At 36.7% G+C, this 18,481-nt stretch carries 21 protein-coding genes and 1 pseudogene; 15 read left to right on the top strand and 7 right to left on the bottom strand.

Annotation, left to right across the window (positions count from 1 at the left end; genetic code table 11):
* Positions 1–87 precede the first annotated feature (87 nt).
* Positions 88–939: an alpha/beta hydrolase gene (locus AB3219_RS02975; RefSeq protein ID WP_260365865.1), complete on the top strand. Its 852-nt coding sequence runs from the start codon at positions 88–90 to the stop codon at positions 937–939.
* Between the two features lie 79 nt (positions 940–1,018).
* Here the strand turns inward: AB3219_RS02975 and AB3219_RS02970 are convergent, their stop codons facing one another.
* Positions 1,019–2,659 (bottom strand): peptide ABC transporter substrate-binding protein, encoded by a 1,641-nt coding sequence (locus AB3219_RS02970; protein WP_367369287.1) that lies wholly within the window; start codon positions 2,657–2,659, stop codon positions 1,019–1,021.
* Between the two features lie 564 nt (positions 2,660–3,223).
* Between AB3219_RS02970 and AB3219_RS02965 the strand changes: the two genes are divergently transcribed.
* The 4 genes from AB3219_RS02965 (at position 3,224) to AB3219_RS02950 (ending at position 6,181) form a co-directional block, all read left to right on the top strand.
* The gene (locus AB3219_RS02965; protein ID WP_367369286.1) at positions 3,224–5,203 is read left to right on the top strand and encodes a GTP-binding protein; all 1,980 of its coding nucleotides are present in this window, start codon (positions 3,224–3,226) and stop codon (positions 5,201–5,203) included.
* A gap of 158 nt (positions 5,204–5,361) precedes the next feature.
* A complete protein-coding gene (locus tag AB3219_RS02960) occupies positions 5,362–5,520 on the top strand; it encodes a hypothetical protein (protein WP_216754330.1) in 159 nt (52 codons plus the stop codon).
* 172 nt (positions 5,521–5,692) lie between these two features.
* Positions 5,693–5,950: a hypothetical protein gene (locus tag AB3219_RS02955; RefSeq protein WP_253953736.1), complete on the top strand. Its 258-nt coding sequence runs from the start codon at positions 5,693–5,695 to the stop codon at positions 5,948–5,950.
* A 105-nt stretch (positions 5,951–6,055) separates the two neighbouring features.
* Positions 6,056–6,181, top strand: coding sequence for a DNA alkylation repair protein (locus AB3219_RS02950; protein WP_263749655.1), 126 nt, complete (start codon positions 6,056–6,058; stop codon positions 6,179–6,181).
* 55 nt (positions 6,182–6,236) lie between these two features.
* On the opposite strand, the gene AB3219_RS02945 is transcribed toward AB3219_RS02950, so the two are convergent.
* Positions 6,237–6,737 (bottom strand): DUF2798 domain-containing protein, encoded by a 501-nt coding sequence (locus AB3219_RS02945; RefSeq protein ID WP_216754329.1) that lies wholly within the window; start codon positions 6,735–6,737, stop codon positions 6,237–6,239.
* A gap of 126 nt (positions 6,738–6,863) precedes the next feature.
* Here AB3219_RS02945 and AB3219_RS02940 point away from each other — a divergent pair, with 126 nt between their 5' ends.
* The 3 genes from AB3219_RS02940 (at position 6,864) to AB3219_RS02930 (ending at position 9,591) form a co-directional block, all read left to right on the top strand.
* A complete protein-coding gene (locus tag AB3219_RS02940) occupies positions 6,864–7,319 on the top strand; it encodes a DNA topology modulation protein FlaR (RefSeq protein WP_216754328.1) in 456 nt (151 codons plus the stop codon).
* Between the two features lie 125 nt (positions 7,320–7,444).
* Positions 7,445–8,323, top strand: a complete 879-nt coding sequence (gene pepI / locus AB3219_RS02935) for a proline iminopeptidase (protein ID WP_216754327.1) — start codon at positions 7,445–7,447, stop codon at positions 8,321–8,323.
* Positions 8,324–8,538: 215 nt separating this feature from the next.
* Positions 8,539–9,591, top strand: coding sequence for a DUF6933 domain-containing protein (locus AB3219_RS02930; RefSeq protein WP_263773404.1), 1,053 nt, complete (start codon positions 8,539–8,541; stop codon positions 9,589–9,591).
* Between the two features lie 173 nt (positions 9,592–9,764).
* Here the strand turns inward: AB3219_RS02930 and AB3219_RS02925 are convergent, their stop codons facing one another.
* Together AB3219_RS02925 and AB3219_RS02920 are read right to left on the bottom strand one after the other, a co-directional pair.
* A complete protein-coding gene (locus AB3219_RS02925) occupies positions 9,765–10,196 on the bottom strand; it encodes a universal stress protein (RefSeq protein WP_216754334.1) in 432 nt (143 codons plus the stop codon).
* Positions 10,186–11,787, bottom strand: a pseudogene (locus AB3219_RS02920) (Nramp family divalent metal transporter). Before AB3219_RS02920 ends, AB3219_RS02925 begins: the two are co-directional and overlap by 11 nt.
* A 111-nt stretch (positions 11,788–11,898) precedes the next feature.
* Between AB3219_RS02920 and AB3219_RS02915 the strand changes: the two are divergent.
* Entirely contained in the window at positions 11,899–12,543 is a 645-nt protein-coding gene (locus AB3219_RS02915; RefSeq protein ID WP_216754325.1) for a metal-dependent transcriptional regulator, read from the top strand.
* Positions 12,544–12,647: 104 nt separating this feature from the next.
* Here the strand turns inward: AB3219_RS02915 and AB3219_RS02910 are convergent, their stop codons facing one another.
* Positions 12,648–13,484: an SDR family NAD(P)-dependent oxidoreductase gene (locus tag AB3219_RS02910; RefSeq protein WP_367369285.1), complete on the bottom strand. Its 837-nt coding sequence runs from the start codon at positions 13,482–13,484 to the stop codon at positions 12,648–12,650.
* A gap of 154 nt (positions 13,485–13,638) precedes the next feature.
* Between AB3219_RS02910 and AB3219_RS02905 the strand changes: the two genes are divergently transcribed.
* The gene (locus AB3219_RS02905; RefSeq protein ID WP_260365418.1) at positions 13,639–14,172 is read left to right on the top strand and encodes a TetR/AcrR family transcriptional regulator; all 534 of its coding nucleotides are present in this window, start codon (positions 13,639–13,641) and stop codon (positions 14,170–14,172) included.
* Between the two features lie 84 nt (positions 14,173–14,256).
* On the opposite strand, the gene AB3219_RS02900 is transcribed toward AB3219_RS02905, so the two are convergent.
* A complete protein-coding gene (locus AB3219_RS02900; protein ID WP_260365417.1) occupies positions 14,257–14,472 on the bottom strand; it encodes a hypothetical protein in 216 nt (71 codons plus the stop codon).
* A 171-nt stretch (positions 14,473–14,643) separates the two neighbouring features.
* On the opposite strand from AB3219_RS02900, the gene AB3219_RS02895 reads away from it, so the two are divergent.
* The 5 genes from AB3219_RS02895 (at position 14,644) to AB3219_RS02875 (ending at position 17,534) form a co-directional block, all read left to right on the top strand.
* On the top strand, positions 14,644–15,312 hold the full coding sequence (locus AB3219_RS02895; RefSeq protein ID WP_367369284.1) for an alpha/beta family hydrolase: 669 nt from the start codon (positions 14,644–14,646) through the stop codon (positions 15,310–15,312).
* Between the two features lie 115 nt (positions 15,313–15,427).
* Positions 15,428–16,123, top strand: a complete 696-nt coding sequence (locus AB3219_RS02890; RefSeq protein ID WP_260365415.1) for a GTP pyrophosphokinase family protein — start codon at positions 15,428–15,430, stop codon at positions 16,121–16,123.
* A gap of 23 nt (positions 16,124–16,146) precedes the next feature.
* Positions 16,147–16,773 carry a DNA alkylation repair protein gene (locus tag AB3219_RS02885; protein ID WP_367369283.1) on the top strand — a complete coding sequence of 209 codons (627 nt, stop codon included), beginning with the start codon at positions 16,147–16,149 and terminating at the stop codon, positions 16,771–16,773.
* Positions 16,774–16,808: 35 nt separating this feature from the next.
* Positions 16,809–17,180: a GNAT family N-acetyltransferase gene (locus AB3219_RS02880; RefSeq protein WP_253953577.1), complete on the top strand. Its 372-nt coding sequence runs from the start codon at positions 16,809–16,811 to the stop codon at positions 17,178–17,180.
* Between the two features lie 141 nt (positions 17,181–17,321).
* Positions 17,322–17,534 carry a DUF3923 family protein gene (locus tag AB3219_RS02875; RefSeq protein ID WP_367369282.1) on the top strand — a complete coding sequence of 71 codons (213 nt, stop codon included), beginning with the start codon at positions 17,322–17,324 and terminating at the stop codon, positions 17,532–17,534.
* 56 nt (positions 17,535–17,590) lie between these two features.
* On the opposite strand, the gene AB3219_RS02870 is transcribed toward AB3219_RS02875, so the two are convergent.
* Entirely contained in the window at positions 17,591–18,340 is a 750-nt protein-coding gene (locus tag AB3219_RS02870) for a sulfite exporter TauE/SafE family protein (protein WP_216754317.1), read from the bottom strand.
* Between the last annotated feature and the right edge of the window lie 141 nt (positions 18,341–18,481).

The following is an 18,481-nucleotide window of genomic DNA, read 5'->3' as shown; positions in this document are numbered from 1 at the left end:
TGACTATAACGAAACTAAATGTGAAACTGTGGTTGTTTGTAAGATAAATGATGTTGCTGAACTAAAAATATGGGGGAGTAACAAACATTGACTAAAATAACTAAAAAAATAGGTATGGTTTGTTTAGCAGTTATCATTATTATGGCTGCTTTACTGGATATTTATGTACATAATCATCAAACAAAAATAGCAAGTAACTACCAACAAACCAATATTCCTACGGTGTTTCTGCATGGCTTTGGCAGCAATTATCATGCCGAGCAACACATGGTGAGAGCCATAAAAAAGGCGCATGCGACGAACGGTGTTATTCGCGCCGAAGTCTCCAAAACAGGCAAGGCAACACTCGTAGGACATCTGCGTAAAAATGCGGTTAACCCGATTGTGATGATAAATTATCAAAATAATCACGAACGTAGCTACCGCACAGATGGCAAATGGTTACGAAACGTTTTGCAAAAGTTGCAAAAGACCTACCATTTTAAAAAGTTCAACACAGTTTCACATTCAGTCGGCAATGAGGCGGTCATGTATTATATGGCTGATTTTGCACCACAAAACAAGAAATTACCGCAATTAAATAAAGAAGTTAATATTGCGGGTCACTTTGCGGGAATTCGGGGGTACGACGCGATCAAAGGCAATACTTTGAATGCACAGGGGAAACCAAAATATATGATTTCAACGTATCGTGCTTTGTTAAAATTACGCAAAACTTATCCGCAAAGCGTCGCGGTTTTAAACATTTATGGAAATATTGGTGACCGTAGTGATGGGACGGTCCAAAATTATTCCTCCAAGTCACTACGTTATCTGGTCCAAGAGCGGGCTAAGTCTTATCAAGAGTTAGAAATGAAAGGTAGGCTGGCCCAACATAGTAAGCTCCATTCTAGTCCCAAAGTAGATCAAGCCATTTTGAAATTTTTGTGGGAAGAATAACACAATAAAAAATCGGATAATAAGGAAATTAGATTAGTTAGTGTGCTAATCTGGATAGCTTCCTTGTTATCCGGTTTTATTATTTTACATAGGCAGTTCTAAAATCCATGGCTCCGTTAAACTTGTTGTAAACAACGCCATGCAAGTTAGAGTTGACCAACAGACGTGAACGACTTTCGTATAATGGTGTGACACCTTGATCTTTAGTAGCTGTTTTTGCAGCTTTAACAAGATCTTGATAGCGATTTGAATTGTTCATAGCATCCTTACCATCAGCATTGTTCATGGCCGTATCGTAAGTTTTACTTTGGTAGTGACCCATGTTTGAGTTACTGTTTGAAGTTAAAATGGTCAGTACTTGGCTAGGATCCGCAAAGTCCATCCCCCAGCTTGTTAAGTTAAGTTGAAAATCTCCTTGAGAAACCTTTGTTAACATAGATGGAAATGGCATCGTGCGCACATTCACCTTCAAGTTCTTTAAATGATTCATTAGCTGCCCTTGAATATAGGTGGCAGTTTGTTGACTGGTATCATCATTTGCACAGGTGATGGTCAAGGTTAGCTGTTTTGTGCCCAATTGTTTTTGGGCGGTCTGATACAATGTCTTGGCCTTTGCAATGTTAGTAGTCATTTCACTTGGTGTTTGGGCGTTGTCAACAAAATCTTTGCCCGTTTTCGGATTCTTTAACATATCACGGACACCAAAAGTCTTGGCAGCAATTGAGCCATTTTCAAGAATCTTTGTAACTAGTTGTTGGCGATTAATAGTTAGTGAAATTGCAGTTCGTAAATCTTTGTTGGCAGCTGTTTTGTCCTTTTCATTATACTGAATAAACCCAACACGACCAGCCGACAAAGTTTTTAATTCAGGATTATTTTTGTTTTGAACGCTTTGTTCGCCAGCCAATGTAACCATGTCAAGTTTGTGCGATTGATAGAGATTATAAGCAGTAGATAACGTTTTAATCACTTGATAATTGATCTTGTTGAGTTTGACAACCTTGTGATCGCGATAAGTTGAATTTTTAACTAACGTCCATTTATCATTGGTTCCAGTCCAGCCTGTTAGCGTGAAAGGACCATTATAAACAGTTGTTTTAGCGGTTGTGCCGTATTTACTGCCATACTTTTCGACTGCTTTTTGGCTAATTGGATAAAAGGTAATGCCTGCTAATAGTTTCTTGAAGTAAGGAACAGGTTTACTTAATGTGACCTTTAATTGATATTTACCAGTTGCTTTGACACCTAATGTGCTAGGGGCCTTTTTGCCGACCATAATAGCATCTGCATTTTTAATGCTGGTAAACAAATAAGTAAACTCAGATTTTGTTTTAGGGTTCAAAGTTCGTTCCCAAGAATAAACAAAATCTTGCGCAGTTACTTTTTGACCATCGCTCCAGCGACCGTTGTGTTTTAAATTAATTGTGTAAAGCTTACCGTGATTAGAGATGGTTGTTTTGGCCGCTAAAGCATTGATGGGCTGACTATTCTTGTTCAAACGATACAAGCCTTCATCGACTTGACTTAGTTGAGCGCTTGAAACACCATCGGTTATTTTTGAGGCATCCAAACTTGTTAAATTGGTTGCTTCATACAAACTGATTTTTTGTTCTGGTGCTGATTTAGTTTGTTTTGAATTGGCGTGAACGCCAAAACTAACGCCGCCGATAAGAATAATTCCTGCAATGATTAAAGCTTTTTTGTTTGTAAAGATACTCATGATTTAATTCCTCCAAATAAGTTGCATGATTTGTTTTGAAATTGATCAATGAGTTTTGCCATCGTTTTTGTAACATGTGTTTCACCCCGTTTTAGAAATCAAAAAACCGTCCCTAACAGCCAATGTGTTAAGGACGGTTTCCCGCGGTGCCACCTCAATTGGGTCCATTTTAGATTCGCGAAAAGTCTAAAGATGCACCCCTACTTTATAGAGAACTAACATTCTCCTGACAACTGACGTATGTCTGACGTCTTTTCGTACTTTCGAAATTTCGGAAAAGCCCTCGGTGGTCCATTTAATTACTTGCGTTCGGCCATAACTTTCAGCAACGATGGCTCTCTTTGCGTGCACGGTAATCTTGATCTCCACTTCATCGGTTTTTAAGGACGATTTTAAGTTGCTATTAGCATACAGCAGGTATGAAGAGATTGTCAACCAGAAAAAAATAAACACTATAAATATAAATTAAATATAAATTGAAAAGGACGCAATGATATTTAGAAGACTTTGAGCCTTCGAAACGGTTATAATTTAAATTAAAAGTAAATCACGAGAGGAGAAGTCATGAAACATATTGTTGCTGGAATCATTGCACATGTTGATGCAGGGAAAACGACACTCTCAGAAGCTATGTTGTATCGGACGGGAGCCTTGCGGAAGCTAGGACGTGTCGATAACGGCGATGCTTTCTTGGATACAGATGATCTTGAAAAACAACATGGAATCACAATTTTTTCACATCAGGCTAATCTCAAATATCACGATCTTAGTTTAACTTTATTAGATACGCCTGGACACGTGGATTTTGCTGCTCAAACGGAACAAGTTTTAAGTGTGCTTGACTATGCTATTTTAGTCATTTCTGCGACGGATGGTGTTCAAAGTTATACCCGAACACTTTGGCAATTACTCAAACGATATCAAGTGCCAACTTTTATTTTTGTGAATAAGATGGATGCCAATGGTGTTGATAGAAACCAGGTTTTAAAGCAACTACAAATGGGGCTTGCAGAGGGATGCATTGATTTTGATAACGACACGGAAACACAAACTGATATTCCTGAAAATAGCTATGAAGAAATTGCCATGCAAAACGATACGGTTCTTGAACAATTTTTGAATTCTGGAAAACTTAGCGATGATACCGTTCGAGAAATGATTATCAATCGTGAAATTTTTCCTTGTTATTTTGGTGCGGCCTTAAAATTAACTGGTGTGGAACACTTATTGGCCGGTTTGGAACAATGGACTTGTGAAAGAATTAGTAAATCAAACGAGTTTGGTGCACGAATATTTAAAATTTCTCATGATGAAAAAAATGAACGATTAACTTGGCTACGGGTGACTAGTGGTACTCTGCGTACCAAAGCTGTCTTGTTAAATGAGCAAAAAGTAAATCAGCTTCGTGTCTATGACGGCGTAAAATACGCTGTTTTGCCAGAAGTTGAAGTTGGTGGTATTTCTGCAGTTACGGGATTAACAGAAACGCATCCGGGACAGGGACTGGGAAATGAGCCGGGCGGCAAGCCATCCGCTATTCAACCGGTACTTAATTATGCACTTGATCCAAAAGGTAATGATATTCATGCTTGTTTGACGGCACTTCGTCAGCTTGAAGATGAGGATCCTCAATTACATGTGACGTGGTCAAATCATCTTCAAGAAATTCGTGTGCAAATTATGGGTGAAATTCAGCTAGAAATTCTGCAACAAATTTTGGCAGAGCGTTTTAATTTGAATGTTGAATTTGGGGAAGGCAGTATTTTATACAAGGAAACAATTACGAAAGCTGTTGAGGGAGTGGGCCATTTTGAACCGCTTCGCCACTATGCTGAAGTTCATTTGTTGTTGCAACCAGCTCCTAAAGGTAGTGGTTTGACCTTTGATTCAAACTGCGGAGTTGACGTACTTGGTAAAAATTGGCAACATCAAGTTTTAACCAACTTACGAGCAAAGGAACATTTAGGTGTTTTGATTGGCGCACCAATTACAGATATAAAGATTACGTTGGTTGGTGGTAAAGCTAGCATTGTGCATTCCGTGGGTGGTGATTTTCGTGAAGCTACTTGGCGTGCAGTTCGCCAGGGGTTAATGATGTTGAAAGCGCGAGGTGCTTGTCAGCTTTTGGAGCCTTGGTATCGATTCAGTTTAACAATTGATCAAACTCAGGTTGGCAGAGCAATGAATGATATTCAACGGATGAGTGGAACTTTCGAAACACCAAAAGATAGTGGAACTGAAATGATAACGTTGACTGGAACTGCGCCTGTTTCAGAAATGCAAGGTTATATGCAAGAAGTGCGGGCATACACACATGGACAAGGGCAACTGGAGTGTGTTGTTGACGGTTATCAGCCGTGTCATAATGCAGAAAAAATCGTCTCGAAACTGAAGTACAATCCAACTTCAGATCTAGAGAATACACCAGATTCTGTTTTCTGTGCACACGGAGCTGGCTATCCAGTTCCTTGGAATAAGGTGCCAAGGATGGCGCATGTTGAATATACGTATTCACAAGAAGATTTACCAAAGCTGACAAATTAAACTAAAGGATTGTTTTTAAAAATTTGGTATGATTGAACTGTAAATAAGTGTTACTCGTGGAGTTTATGGGTTAAATTTGACGAGAGAGTGAGTATCTTTTTTAATATCCATTTTCACGTATAATGAGTAGTAAATAGACACTCAATGGAGGATAGCTTGTGGCCAAAACTAGTAGAATTATGGCATTTTGGGATAGTTTCCAAAATTCATCAGAATATAAAATTATTAATAATTATCCGCAATGGCTTGTTCAAGAGACAGTTCAATACTTTGATAAAATGATGGCTAAAATTTATCCGGGATCGTTTCGTACTTGAAATGAAGACAAACTATTAGATGTTTTATACACGATGTTTGATCAGGCTGCTGCTGATGCAGATTCCGATACAGAGCAAATTTTTTTGGATAAGTTTTGACATTATTAGCGAACTACTGAGATACTTAGCGGATACCAATAAGATCGGAATTAATAAACGAAATTTAGAAGAAATGTTTGTCGAATTTCAAGAATATACTGATGCGGACGATCCAGATGAAGAAATTAAGGAAATGTACACAGGCGAACTCCGTCATGTAAGTACTGATTCTTGGCTACCAGAATGGAAAGAGTATATTGCGATTAATATTGAACGCTATACTCGTGAATGGGTGAATTCACTGCGGGCAGTTATAAGAAGATACATTAAACGGCATCCTGATGAAAAGGTGGCAGTTTTTAATCTGTTCTATAAAGGTCATAATATGTAAAAGCGCTGCATTTCGCTCAATTTGCGGTTAATGGAAAAGAAAAATACCGATACTAAGCTGTTAGCTGCGGTAATATTGTTCGATTGAACTACTGATAAGTTCTTTATTCAAAAGGCACTTGGATGGGCCCTTCGCCAGTATAGTAAAACAGATCCAGCGTGGACGGTTGAATTTCCAAATACCCATCAATTGAGTAACTTGGTTGTGAGAGAATCATCAAAATATATTTAGGTTTAAACCAAAAAAATAAGCATCTTCCCGTTAAGGAAAATGCCTAAGTAAAAGACTATTCAATTTCTTCGCTAGTTGATTCTTGTACTGCTTTAGCTTTATCGGTTACTGATTGCATTTTACCTAATACAGCGCGAGCAATTGGCCCAACGATGAGCAATTGAAGTGGTAAAGCAACGATTATATTAAAACCCCAAGCATGAATGTAACTTGTTAAACTTACATTGTGAGACATGATGATGCCAAAAAGAGACATGCATGTGACCATTCCGAGAACCATCATTACTGAGATGGTAATCCCGATGAGGACAACATTTCTCTTCATATAATCATTGATAATGTATTTAAATGCAAGTTTCTTGGCGATTGGTCCTACAACTAACAAATCCAAAATGATGGCAACGAGTAACCCACCTGGATATTCTGAGAGGGAATTCATCATGAATCCCTTGGTGAATCCTTGAACTAGCATAACATTATAGCAAACCATCACAAAGACCATTAATCCAGCCATGATGGCAGTAAAAACAACTTCTTCTTTTAAATTTCTTGGCATCTTATTTCTCCTTCGTGTTTTGAGCAGCATTAGTTAGTATACCGGGAAATGAAGGAGCTTCGTAAGTTACGTTTGTGTGACGATTTTGTAAGGGGTTGCGGGAAAAATAAAGAAATGAGGTAACACATGAAAATTAGAATTATTGGTCCCGTTGGCAGCGGTAAAACACAGCTGGCAAAGCAACTAAGTTTAAGATATAACATTCCGGTAACTTCAGTGGACGACCTTAACTGGAAAAGAAGTCCACAGGGAGACGTTCATCGTACACCTGAAGAACGAGCAACTTTACTAAAACTAGTTTTGAAACAAAATGACTGGATTATTGAAGGTGTTCAGTATCGTTACGGGCAAGAATCATTTACCGATGCAGATGTGATTTATTTTAAGGATATTTCGCATTTACGTAACCTGTATTATTTAGTGAAACGGTATTTAAAAAATCGAATAATAAGAGGACCGCAGCAATATAGTCATTTGCGATTATTTATAAAATGGGAGCACAACTTTCGTGTGAAAGAACGGGTAGAAATAATGACATTATTAAAGCCATATACCGACAAAACAATCGTGTTAAAGAAATAAAAGAATTTATATCATCACGTTAGATGCTAATGTGATTTTTTAATTTAATTTTTCTAAAGCGGCAATCATATTCAGGAGTACAATGAATTTAGTAATACTATCTTACATAAGAGGGACTGATTTTGATGAAAATTAAAGAAGGCTACATGCCGTTTCATGGCTACAAAACGTACTATCGTATCGTTGGTGAACCAAGTAAAGATAAGGCACCATTATTGCTAATTCATGGTGGACCCGGTTCTTCACACAATTATTTTGAATTATTAGATGATTACGCCAAAACTGGTCGTCAACTCATTATGTACGATCAAGTGGGCTGCGGAAAATCCTCACTTCCAGAAGACGAGGGTGTTTATGTTAAAGAAACTTGGGCAGAAGAATTGGTTGCTTTACGTAAGTATCTCCATTTAGATGAAGTTCATATGTTGGGTCAGTCATGGGGCGGCATGCTGGAAATGTATTACTTAACTAGCTATGATCAAACTGGTGTTAAGAGTGTCATGATTGATGGCTCACCAGCTTCCATTAAACTTTGGACGCAAGAGCAACATCGCTTGATTTCTTACTTGAGCTATGAAGATCGTGCGGCTATTGCGGAAGCAGAACGAACGGGAAACTTCAGTGGTCCTAAGTACTTAGCTGCGAACGATCGTTACATGGAACGTTATTGCTGGGATGATCCCGATGAGAATTCACCTGAACCATTACGTCGTGAAACGAACGGAAAACGCGCAAGTTTAATTGCTGAAGGACCCAATGAGTTTACTGAAAATGGCACCATTAGTGATTTTGAAGTTACTAATGATCTTAAAAAAATTCACGTACCAGTACTGGTTACAAACGGAACGGACGATTTGTGTACACCATTGATTGCCAAATCTGTTTATGATCATATTCCAGGTGCTAAATGGCATTTATTTGCCAACAGTCGTCATTTAGCCTTGTTGGATCAGCATGATGAATTTATTAGTGTGTTGGACAAGTGGCTGGCAGAAAACGACTAAATTAAATATTTTTGAAGCTATCATGCAGAACTAGCTCTGATTGTTCTCTAGCGAAAAGCATATTAAAAATCGTTATTTTTTAATATGCTTTTTATATTTAGAAAATAGCTATCACGTTTCATGTACAATTTAATATTTAATGTCAATCATTTCGGTGGTTAAGACATTCAAACTAGGCTAAACTGAAAAGCAAAAGATGACGAGGAGATCATGTAATGATTATTAATCCGACCAAAAAAGCCTTACCAATCTTCAACAAATTAGTTAAGACCAAAGATGCTAATGCAGCCAAACGATTCGCAATAGCTAATCCATTTTTTTCTTGGCATGCCAATTACTATTCGTTAAACCGTAAAAAAGTTGTCATATTGGTGAATGATTTAACCTATGCTACGGTTATTTTGTATGATATAAACGCAAAGAATAAATCAAAATTGAATCAGTTTATTGAAGAGGGTATTCAAGAAGCGTTTGTAATGACAGGGATTAGTCATGAAAATATTGATGCTTATTTTAAGATAGCTGGTAGTATTGAAGTTAATGCCGGCTTTAATCGCCAAGTAACCGGTGCAATGACCAATTTGGTTTTAATGCTTCAACATTCAAATACGAGGTATTTAAACAAGTTAATTCAAACTAAACTAATGAATTGGTTAATGCAAGTTCCATTTAGACAAAAAAATTATATTTTTGCTAAAAAGGCGATTAAAAAGGCTTTTCAAACTAATTTGAGTATTGCAAAAAGTACTCCTGAATTGCCAAAAGATACCTATGAAGTCAACAAGACTTGGACGGATTACCATCAATGGGACAAGCACGAAAACGACCAAACATTATTTACAAGCGATGGCACGAAATATGAACAAGTGAGAGCTGAAATACAAGAAAACAACAAGTTATTGTTGGCAGAATTTCAAAACTATTTAACCAAGGTTCAAGGACTAAGCAAGAAGGTTATCACTAAACATGTCAATAATGCAGAATTTTTTATCGATGAATTCCTAACTTATTACACGATCTTGACACCGTTAAAGGCTTCCAACTATGCTATGGAATACTTCTCGGATTGGTTTCCTCGCAAAGCTGCTTATTCGGTGACAGAACTTAAGTCTAATGCTACTTCAATCAAGAAATTCTTTAAGTTCATGGAGATTGCTGGCGAGATTAGTCAGAGTAATGTTGAAATAGCTAGGCAAGGCATAAAAGAGGGAACGGAATTAGGCATTGAGTATTTTCAAATGCTCGATAATATGGAAGATGAATGGTAATGAGTCACTTTTAACAGAATAATTATCACCATTTATTCTCAAAATTAAGTAAATTTACAAACTAAATAGCAGGCACATAAAAGGCTTCAATAAAGTTAGAAAAGAATTTGACTTTATTGAAGCCTTCTATTGTAGAAGCATTGTATTGATAAATTTTAATTGATGGCCATTGTTTACCGAACCACTGTGACAATAATAGATGCATATTTAGCCATATAAGCTGCTTGACTCCCTAAATGTCTGGAAAGACCTTTTTTTGCCTTGGAGCCAATTACCAATAGATCAGGTTTTACGTGAGGAATCACGTCTTTAACAATGGTTTCACCGGGCTCACCTTCCGCAACAAGTACTGTTGCTTTCTTAACACCAGCATCGATAGCCTGTTGTTTATATGTCTGAACGTGTTTTTCTAAATCATCGCGTTTACCATGTACAAAGTCTTTATTTAGTGCTTCATACACATTCATATCACCAGTTTCTAGAACAGACACAATAATTAATTCAGAATTGTTTTGATTTGCTAAATGAATGGCATATTTGAATGCTAAAATGGCATCTTCAGAGTCATCTACACCAACTAAGATATGTTTAAATTCATTCATGATTAGCTTCCTCGTTTCTTTTTCTAATGAGTAGATCTTGTTCTGTATACTTTTTATTGCTTCTACGTAAATCAAAAATGGTCCAGGCTAATAATGTGATTACAGCAAGTATAAGTACATAGGCAATATTATCAGCGATTGATAACTGGTTCCTGGAGGCATTGTTACCAAAAATGCTTTCAATTTGTCCTGGAAGTCCGATTAAATTTAAATAAGTTAAACCAATAACTGAAATCCAACCTAAAACTTTAATCCATAGTGTATTTTTAAATCTTTCTCCCATTTCAGAACTACTATCAGTCATCATTAATAAAGGTAACATAGAAAATGGTAAAGCAAATGCTAGAAAAACTTGTGAATTATTCATGAGATCGTTCAAAGCGGTATGTTCGGCAATTGCACTTTTGCCACTTGTTAGCATGACACATATTAAAACCGGAATTACGGAAATTAATCGGGTAACTAAGCGACGAAGCCAAAGTGGCATTCGCATATGTACGAAACCTTCCATAATAACCTGACCAGTAAGCGTTCCAGTAATGGTCGAATTTTGTCCGGATGCTAAAAGAGCTACAGCAAATAATACTGATAAGACACCAGATTTTGCAACACTAATTAAAACACCATTGCTTAACATGGATGTGTCAGATAAAGCCTTAAATAATCCAAAGAATGAAGGATCTTTAACTGCTCCGGTTTTGAAAACAGCGACACCCATTATTAACAATAAGGCGTTAACGAAAAAGGCGGCAGTGAGTTGAATATTTGAGTCTAATGCTGAAAATTTAACTGTTTGTGCAACTGACTCTTCATCGTTGTGATCTATTTCACGTGTTTGAGAAATGGCAGAATGGAGATATAAATTATGGGGCATAACAGTTGCACCAATAATTCCTAAAGCACCTGATAGTGGAGTCTGGCCACCAATACTTGGTGAGCTGGAAAATGTTTCTCCATTAGGAACTAATCCAGCAAAAACTCCACCCCAATTAGGATTAGAGAGTGCAACTTGATAAACAAAAACAAGCAAGATTACTAGAATTAAACAAACAACAATCGCTTCGATTTTTCTAAAGCCAATTTTGGTTAATAAAAGTAATAATAAAACATCAAAAACAGTAATGAAAACGGAAATAACTAAAGGAATATGGAATAAAAGATATAATGCAATGGCAGCACCGATAACTTCAGCAATATCGGTTGCCATGATAGCAAGTTCGGTTAAAATCCATAAAACAATTCCTAACGATTTACTTGTTCTAGCTCTAATGGCCTGGGCAAGATCCATCTGACTCACGATACCAAGTTTAGCCGCCATGTATTGTAATAACATCGCGATCAAACTTGACATCAAGATAACAGACATTAAAAGATATTGAAAATTTTGTCCTCCAGTAATTGAAGTTGACTAATTACCAGGATCCATATAGCCAACAGCTACTAATGCACCAGGACCGGAATAAGCAAACAATGTTCGCCAAAATCCTTTTCCTTTTGGTACGGCAACAGTTCCATTTATTTCTTCTAATGAAGGGCCATTGGCGTATTCAATAAGTCTATGTTTACGTGGCCCATTCTTTTTACTATCGCTCATTTAAATTCCTCCCTCGTTAAAAAATATGAGCAACACCATTGTACAGCAAAACAATGTATATTAAAATGTTTTTTAGGGATGCCTAGAAAATATGAATGGTAGGGTGGTATTTTGAGAAAAAGTGCTTCGATTTATCTAAAAACTATTTTTGAAGCCAGTTATGTTAAAAAAAGTACCAATAATAAACAACTAGCTCAATTGTTAAAAATTGCACCTGGTTCGATAACTGGAGAAATTGCGTATATGGAAAAGGCAGGATTGGTGAAAAGAAAAAGATATGTAAGCATTTGGTTAAGCAGGGAAGGAATGGAAAAAGCTAATTATATAATATATAAGTATCGTCTTTGTGAGATCTGGTTAGATCATATTTTGCATATACCTTTACCTATAATTCCTGAACAAGCCTGGTTAATGTCTGCAATGAATAATGAGGATATTATAAAAAAGCTAAATGTTTATTTAGGAATGCCAAAATTTAGTCCCTTTGGCGGACCTTTGAGACCAGAATATCAAAAAGAAAAATTACAGGTACTAACAGAAGTGAAAAAAGATCAGTGGGTAGTAATTAGGCAATATTTGGATAAGAAAAATATAATTAAATATATGCAATATATTGATTTTAAAATTGGGAAAAAAGTAAAATTGGTAGATAAAAAGGATGATTTGGAAATTATAGTTATGCAAGATTTAAATAACCATCAGTATTTAGTTAATGGTAATATTGCTCAGTTTATTTATGTGGCGGCTGTTAATTAAAAATTTAATCAAGTCAAAACATAGAAGCCTTTTGAGCAGCTTGTAGTTGCGACCCAAAAGGCTTCTGTGTTTAATTAAACGAATCTATCCATGCAAGAAACAGACTATCGTGATGATCTTTTTCCTTGATGTTTTAAAATAGCCATGAAAGCAGCCCGATACATCCGTGGATAGGCTCTAGCAATTCGTACCACCAAACGATCGCTAAATGAATGGAAGTATCGGTGCTTGGGTTTTACATCAGTTGCAGCAGCATAAAAGATCTTTGCCAGGTCGGCAGAAGTTGCTGAAATCGCGCCGTTTGCAGAGTCTAAAGCATCGCCAATCATTGTGGCAAACTGTAAATAGGCTGAATCTGGTTTAAGATTTTTACGGATGTTGTTCATAGTAATTTTTCCCCAAGACGACTGAGTACCACCAGGTTGAACAATTACCGAACGAATACCAAATTGCTGAACTTCAATATCTAGCGCATCACTCCATTGCTGAAGCGCACCTTTTGAAGCATGATAATAGGCGTTTAATGGCATGTAGAGGTCACCACCAATTGAAGAGATGTTAACGATTCGTCCAGAAGTTTGTTGCCGCATTGTCGGTAAAACAAGTTTAGTCAATTCGGCCGCACCAAAGAAATTGGTTTCAAACTGTTTACGAACGTTACTGATCGTCACATCTTCGACAGGACCGCCTTCACCATAACCAGCGTTATTAATGAGAACATCAATGCGATGTTGTTCAGTTAAAATCACGTGGATGAAGTTTTGATTGGACTCATCAACAGTTACATCTAATTTGACGGGATGAATATTTGCTCCGGTTGGAATCTTTTCTACCCGTCGCGCACCTCCGTAAACGATCCAGCCACGTTGTGCAAACAGTTGAACTGCCGCTTTTCCCATTCCGCTACTAGCACCAGTAATTGCAACTACTTTTGTTGTCATAATTTTCTCCTTTTTTTGACTATATTTGAAATTTTGGATTTTAAGTGATTGATGTTACACTTGTAACAAATTCAAGTCGAGAAAAGCATACCCTCAAATGAACGGGAATACAATCCCTCACAACTAAGAAGTGACAAAAGGAGAAAAATTGTCAATGGCTAATCAATCGCAAACGATAAAAACTTACTTAATTGAAGCTCTGGAACGCCTGCTTCAAAAAGAATCATTTGATGAGATCTCCATCACAGAATTAACCAAAGTAGCCGGCATTTCACGGATGACTTTTTATCGACATTATCAAAATATTAATGATATTTTAGTTGAAGCGATGCAAGATTTGGTTACTGGTTTAACTGCTCAGCTAGATTTTAAAACAATTGTTCAACATGAAGGATTAGTTTTTATGATGCAATATTTAAGGAGTCACACTGACTTTATTAAAATTCTGGTCAGAGCACAGCAACAAGATATGCTCCGAGAAAATATTGCGCGTGTGTTGGCAGACATGACGGCGCATAAAAAACATCTTAAAAACTTAAGCGCACGCGAAATGAGTTATTATGTTCGTTATCATTCTACGGGACTTACTAGTGTTGTTATTGATTGGGTGACTAAAAAGCAGCCGGAAACCGCAGAAGAGCTTGCGACCTTTTTAGAGAAGATTGGTGAAGGCGGTAGTTCGAATTAAAGAAAATAGGGTCTAAAAGATAAACAAAAAAGCTTTTGAATAACAATTGTTGTTCAAAAGCCTTTGAGATTAAAAACAGGATAGTTACTTCTTCAAATCTTGGTGAATACTAATAGCATGTTCAATTGAAATGCCAAGTTCAACGGCAGATGCCGCCAACAAGAAGTTTTTATTTAGTGCTCGCTTCTGGGGGGCATTAGTAGTGCGCACTTTTTTGAATGCGGATGCCAGCGTAAGTGTACTAGAAAGCAAACCCAGACCCGTTATAATAACTTTTTGATACCAGTAATTATTCTTCATTTTAAATACCTTCTTTAATAATATATATTTCAGAAATCGCTTACAGTATACTACTATTAAGTGAATAATACTTTAAAATAAATAATGATAAGAACCTGTTTATCAAGTGAAGAGGATTTTGTTATGAGAAAGAAAACAAAAGTTTAACTTAGTTTAATTGTCGGAGTTATTTTGATTTTAGTTGGTTGGTTGTTTTTACGATCCCAAATTTATCAACCGAGTTTAGAAGCAAAAAAAGCGGCTGAACAAACAACGGTAATGAAAAGCAACCTTGTTTTTCAAGCTAAGCTTTCCAAAGCACCGATGGTCATTTTTTATCCAGGAGCACTGGTAGAACCCAAAAGCTACAGCATATGGGCTAAAAAACTTAGTGCAGCTGGTTATTCGGTTTACATTGTGCGTTTTCCAATGGATTTGGCAGTGTTAGCACCTAATAAAGCTAATGAGGTGCGAAATAAAAATGATCGAGATTATGTGATTGGTGGGCATTCCTTGGGTGGCGTAATGGCTAGTCGATATGCCCAGAAACATCAAAAAAATCTAAAAGGCGTTTTCTTTTTGGCAAGTTATCCGGATAAAAAGGGAAGCCTAAAAAAGATTTCAATACCAGTGTTGTCAATTACGGCTAGTCGTGATGGCGTTTTAAACAAAAAAGCATACAAAAAGGCTAAACAATGGTTACCTACAAGGACAACATTTGAGGTGATTAAGGGTGGCAATCATGCTGGTTTTGGCAGTTATGGAAAGCAGAAGGGTGATCGAAAAGCGACAATAAGTACGGCTGAGCAACAACAAGAAATAGCCCGTTATTTAATTAACTGGTTGAAAAATATTAAATGAAACTGTTTCTTGTGAAACATTTTGAGTTAATAAAAGAAAGTTTTAAAATTTTGATACCGTTTTCTTATATAAAACTTCTAGTGCTAAAATAGGGTCAAATAGGAGCGTGATTTAAATGATTCTTGAACGAAGAAATTTTATGAATCTTGATAAATTCGGTCAAAATATAAAACGACCAGAAGACGTACCGGATATTAAAAACTTAAAGAGATTGGGAAATCTATATCAACTGGGTGAAGCTGGTGCAAATGAAATTGGAACAAAACTAGAAAATTTGGACTCTGAATTTCAGGTGAACTACGATCATAATCCAATCCATCATATGGAAGAGCGGATGAAGGATGTACAAAGTCTGGTAGAAAAGGTGCATCGCAAAGGGTACGAGCTGACGATTGAAAATATAGAAAAACATATTTTTGATATTGCGGGCATTCGAGTTATTACAAATTACATTGATGATGTTTATTTGATTGAAAAACTACTTGTCAATCAGTCTGATGTGACATTGATCAAACGGAAAGACTATATTAAAAATCCAAAACCAAGTGGTTATCGTAGTTTGCATGTGGTAGTTTCTGTTCCCGTATTTCAGTCTACTGGTAGTAAAAATGTGAATGTTGAAATTCAAATTCGTACTGTTGGTATGGATATGTGGGCCAGTCTGGAACATAAATTGCGATATAAAACAGATATCGATGATAAGTTGGTTGCCCAGTATGGTGAAAATTTACGCGGCTATGCTGATGAGTTATCCGGTATTGAACATAAAATGCAGGGCATTTACAAAAAACTGAATAATTATGATGCTTAAGTTTTTAATTAACAGGAGATGTTATGGAGAAATTAAATTTTGAGTTAGTTGGTAACGCTGAAATTGCGCCAGCGATGGCTCATTATATGAAAGATAAATTCACGTTTATCGGAATAAAATCAACTGAAAGAAAAGAACAAGGCAAGTTACTTTTAAGGAAAAGCACCAAATTGCCGTCAAATACAGTAAAGGCTTGGGTGAGCGAATTGTATGGTCGTACTTTTCGCGAGTATCAATATGTCGCCATAGATTTGGCAATCCGAAACCTTAGAAAGCGGAATTTTGATGATATCGTCACTTTCAAACAATTTGTGGCACAAAAAAGTTGGTGGGATTCGGTTGATGCCTGGCGAACATTATTTGGTAAGTATGTGAAATTGCATCCTGATGAAAAAGCAAAAGTGTTTGAACTGTTCTATCAAAGTGACAACTTTTGGGAACGCCGCGTTGCGATCAATTTACAACTAATGGAGAAAGATACTTTGGATACTGAAATGCTAACTAAAGCAGTTCTTTATGATCAAAATACAAATGAATTTTTTATTCAAAAAGCAATTGGATGGTCGTTAAGGCAGTATAGTAAATATAACCCAAATTGGGTCAGTCAATTTTTAAAGACACATGAATTAAGTAAATTAGCTGTTAAATAAGGAAGTAAATATCTTTAGATAAACAAGGAGAACAAATGAAAATTCAAAAAGTTTCACAATTAACTCCGGAACAACTAGATCAAGTGATGCAAATTTGGTTGGAAGGAAATCTAAGTGCACATGATTTTGTGTCACCTGAGTATTGGCACAAAAACTATGATTTAGTAGCGACACTCATTCAAAAGGCAACCTTATTTTTGGCCATTGATGATAAAACAATTGTTGATTTTCTTGGATTAATGGATCACTACATTGCTGGTTTGTTTGTGCGCGAAGATGTTCAGAGTCAAGGAATTGGCGCGCAATTAGTTAATGCAGCAAAAGCAACAGTAGATCCGTTAACTCTTGATGTGTATGAAAAAAACGACCGGCGGTTAAGTTTTATAAGAAACATGGTTTTGACATAGTTGAAAAACGTAAAGATAAAGATACCAACGAGAATGAACTGGTTATGAAAACATTAGCAAAGTAAGGTAAACTGTGGGAAGGCGGATTCAAAAATTGTTTTGAATTTCACTGAATCTAAATCTATTGGGGAGCAGATTATCATGCGAATTAGAAGTTGGTGGATTATTAATGTCATTTGGCTAGCCGTATTTTTGATAACAACGATTTTTATTTTTATCCGCAAAGTCGATGGTGCAGGGATTGTGCAAACAATGTCAGCAAAAGAGATTGCTTTAGCGGTTTTGGGAATCTTCTTTATTTTGGTGCTAATTTGTCAGTTAATTGTGTATTTTGTGATTCGTAAACGACAATAATGCGTAAAAAAATCGACAATCTTAAGTGACTGTCGATTTTTTTATCTGTTTAAAATTTAATTCAACAAGGTTTGAATGCCCATAAATACCAATAAAACGCCCATAATGATGTTTAAAATCACGGCACCGCGGCCGACCGCAAATTTTGTCATTAGTTTTGGTGCAATAGCAGCGCCAACAATGGCACCACACATCAAACTGATTCCAACTGCCCAATCGACCTGCCCACCAGATAAATGCGTCAAAGCACCCACAACAGACATGCAAACTAGTACGTATGATGAGGTTGCCGAAGCCTGAATCATGGAAGCACCCATTAAAAGGAGTCCCGCCATAATTGGACCACCGCCGCTTAGACCAGCAACCCCAACCATTAACCCGCTAATGATACCAAAAATAGTGGGCAAAGTTTTTGAAGTATTTGTGGTAGTTGGTTTGCTACCAGTTCTCAGTTTATAGAGAACTTGAATTCCTAAAATTAAAAGAATTAGACCAATAATTACGTTGTAAACTTTGGTCGGAATAAAGGGAGCAATGAGAGCACCGACAATTACAGAAGGAATTGCGGCAAGCAACATAATATTGCCTAGATGAAAATTGATTTGCCGTTGTCGATAGTATAACCATGAACCGATCGCTAAAGATGGTAAAGCAGTAATAATTGAAGTGGCTGCGGCCGAAGCAGGGGCCAAATTAAAGACGGCTGTTAGGACACCCAAATAGATGGCACCACCGCCACCACCCATTGAGATGACAAAAATACCAACAAGTAGACCAATAAGAACTAGTGAAATAAACTGAAGCATATCTGATTCCCCTTTTCACTGCACATAAATATAGTTTAGCTCACTTTTAAAGTGGGCAGTACAAAAATACATGAGAAAATAGATTTAATGGAGATTAATTTAAAGCAACAACGAGTATTTAAAAAGAATCAATTCACAATC

This window comes from Pediococcus ethanolidurans, from assembly GCF_964062635.1.
Lineage (GTDB): Bacteria > Bacillota > Bacilli > Lactobacillales > Lactobacillaceae > Pediococcus > Pediococcus ethanolidurans.
Note: the sequence above shows the minus strand (reverse complement) of the source record. Positions and strands in the feature narration are given on the sequence as shown.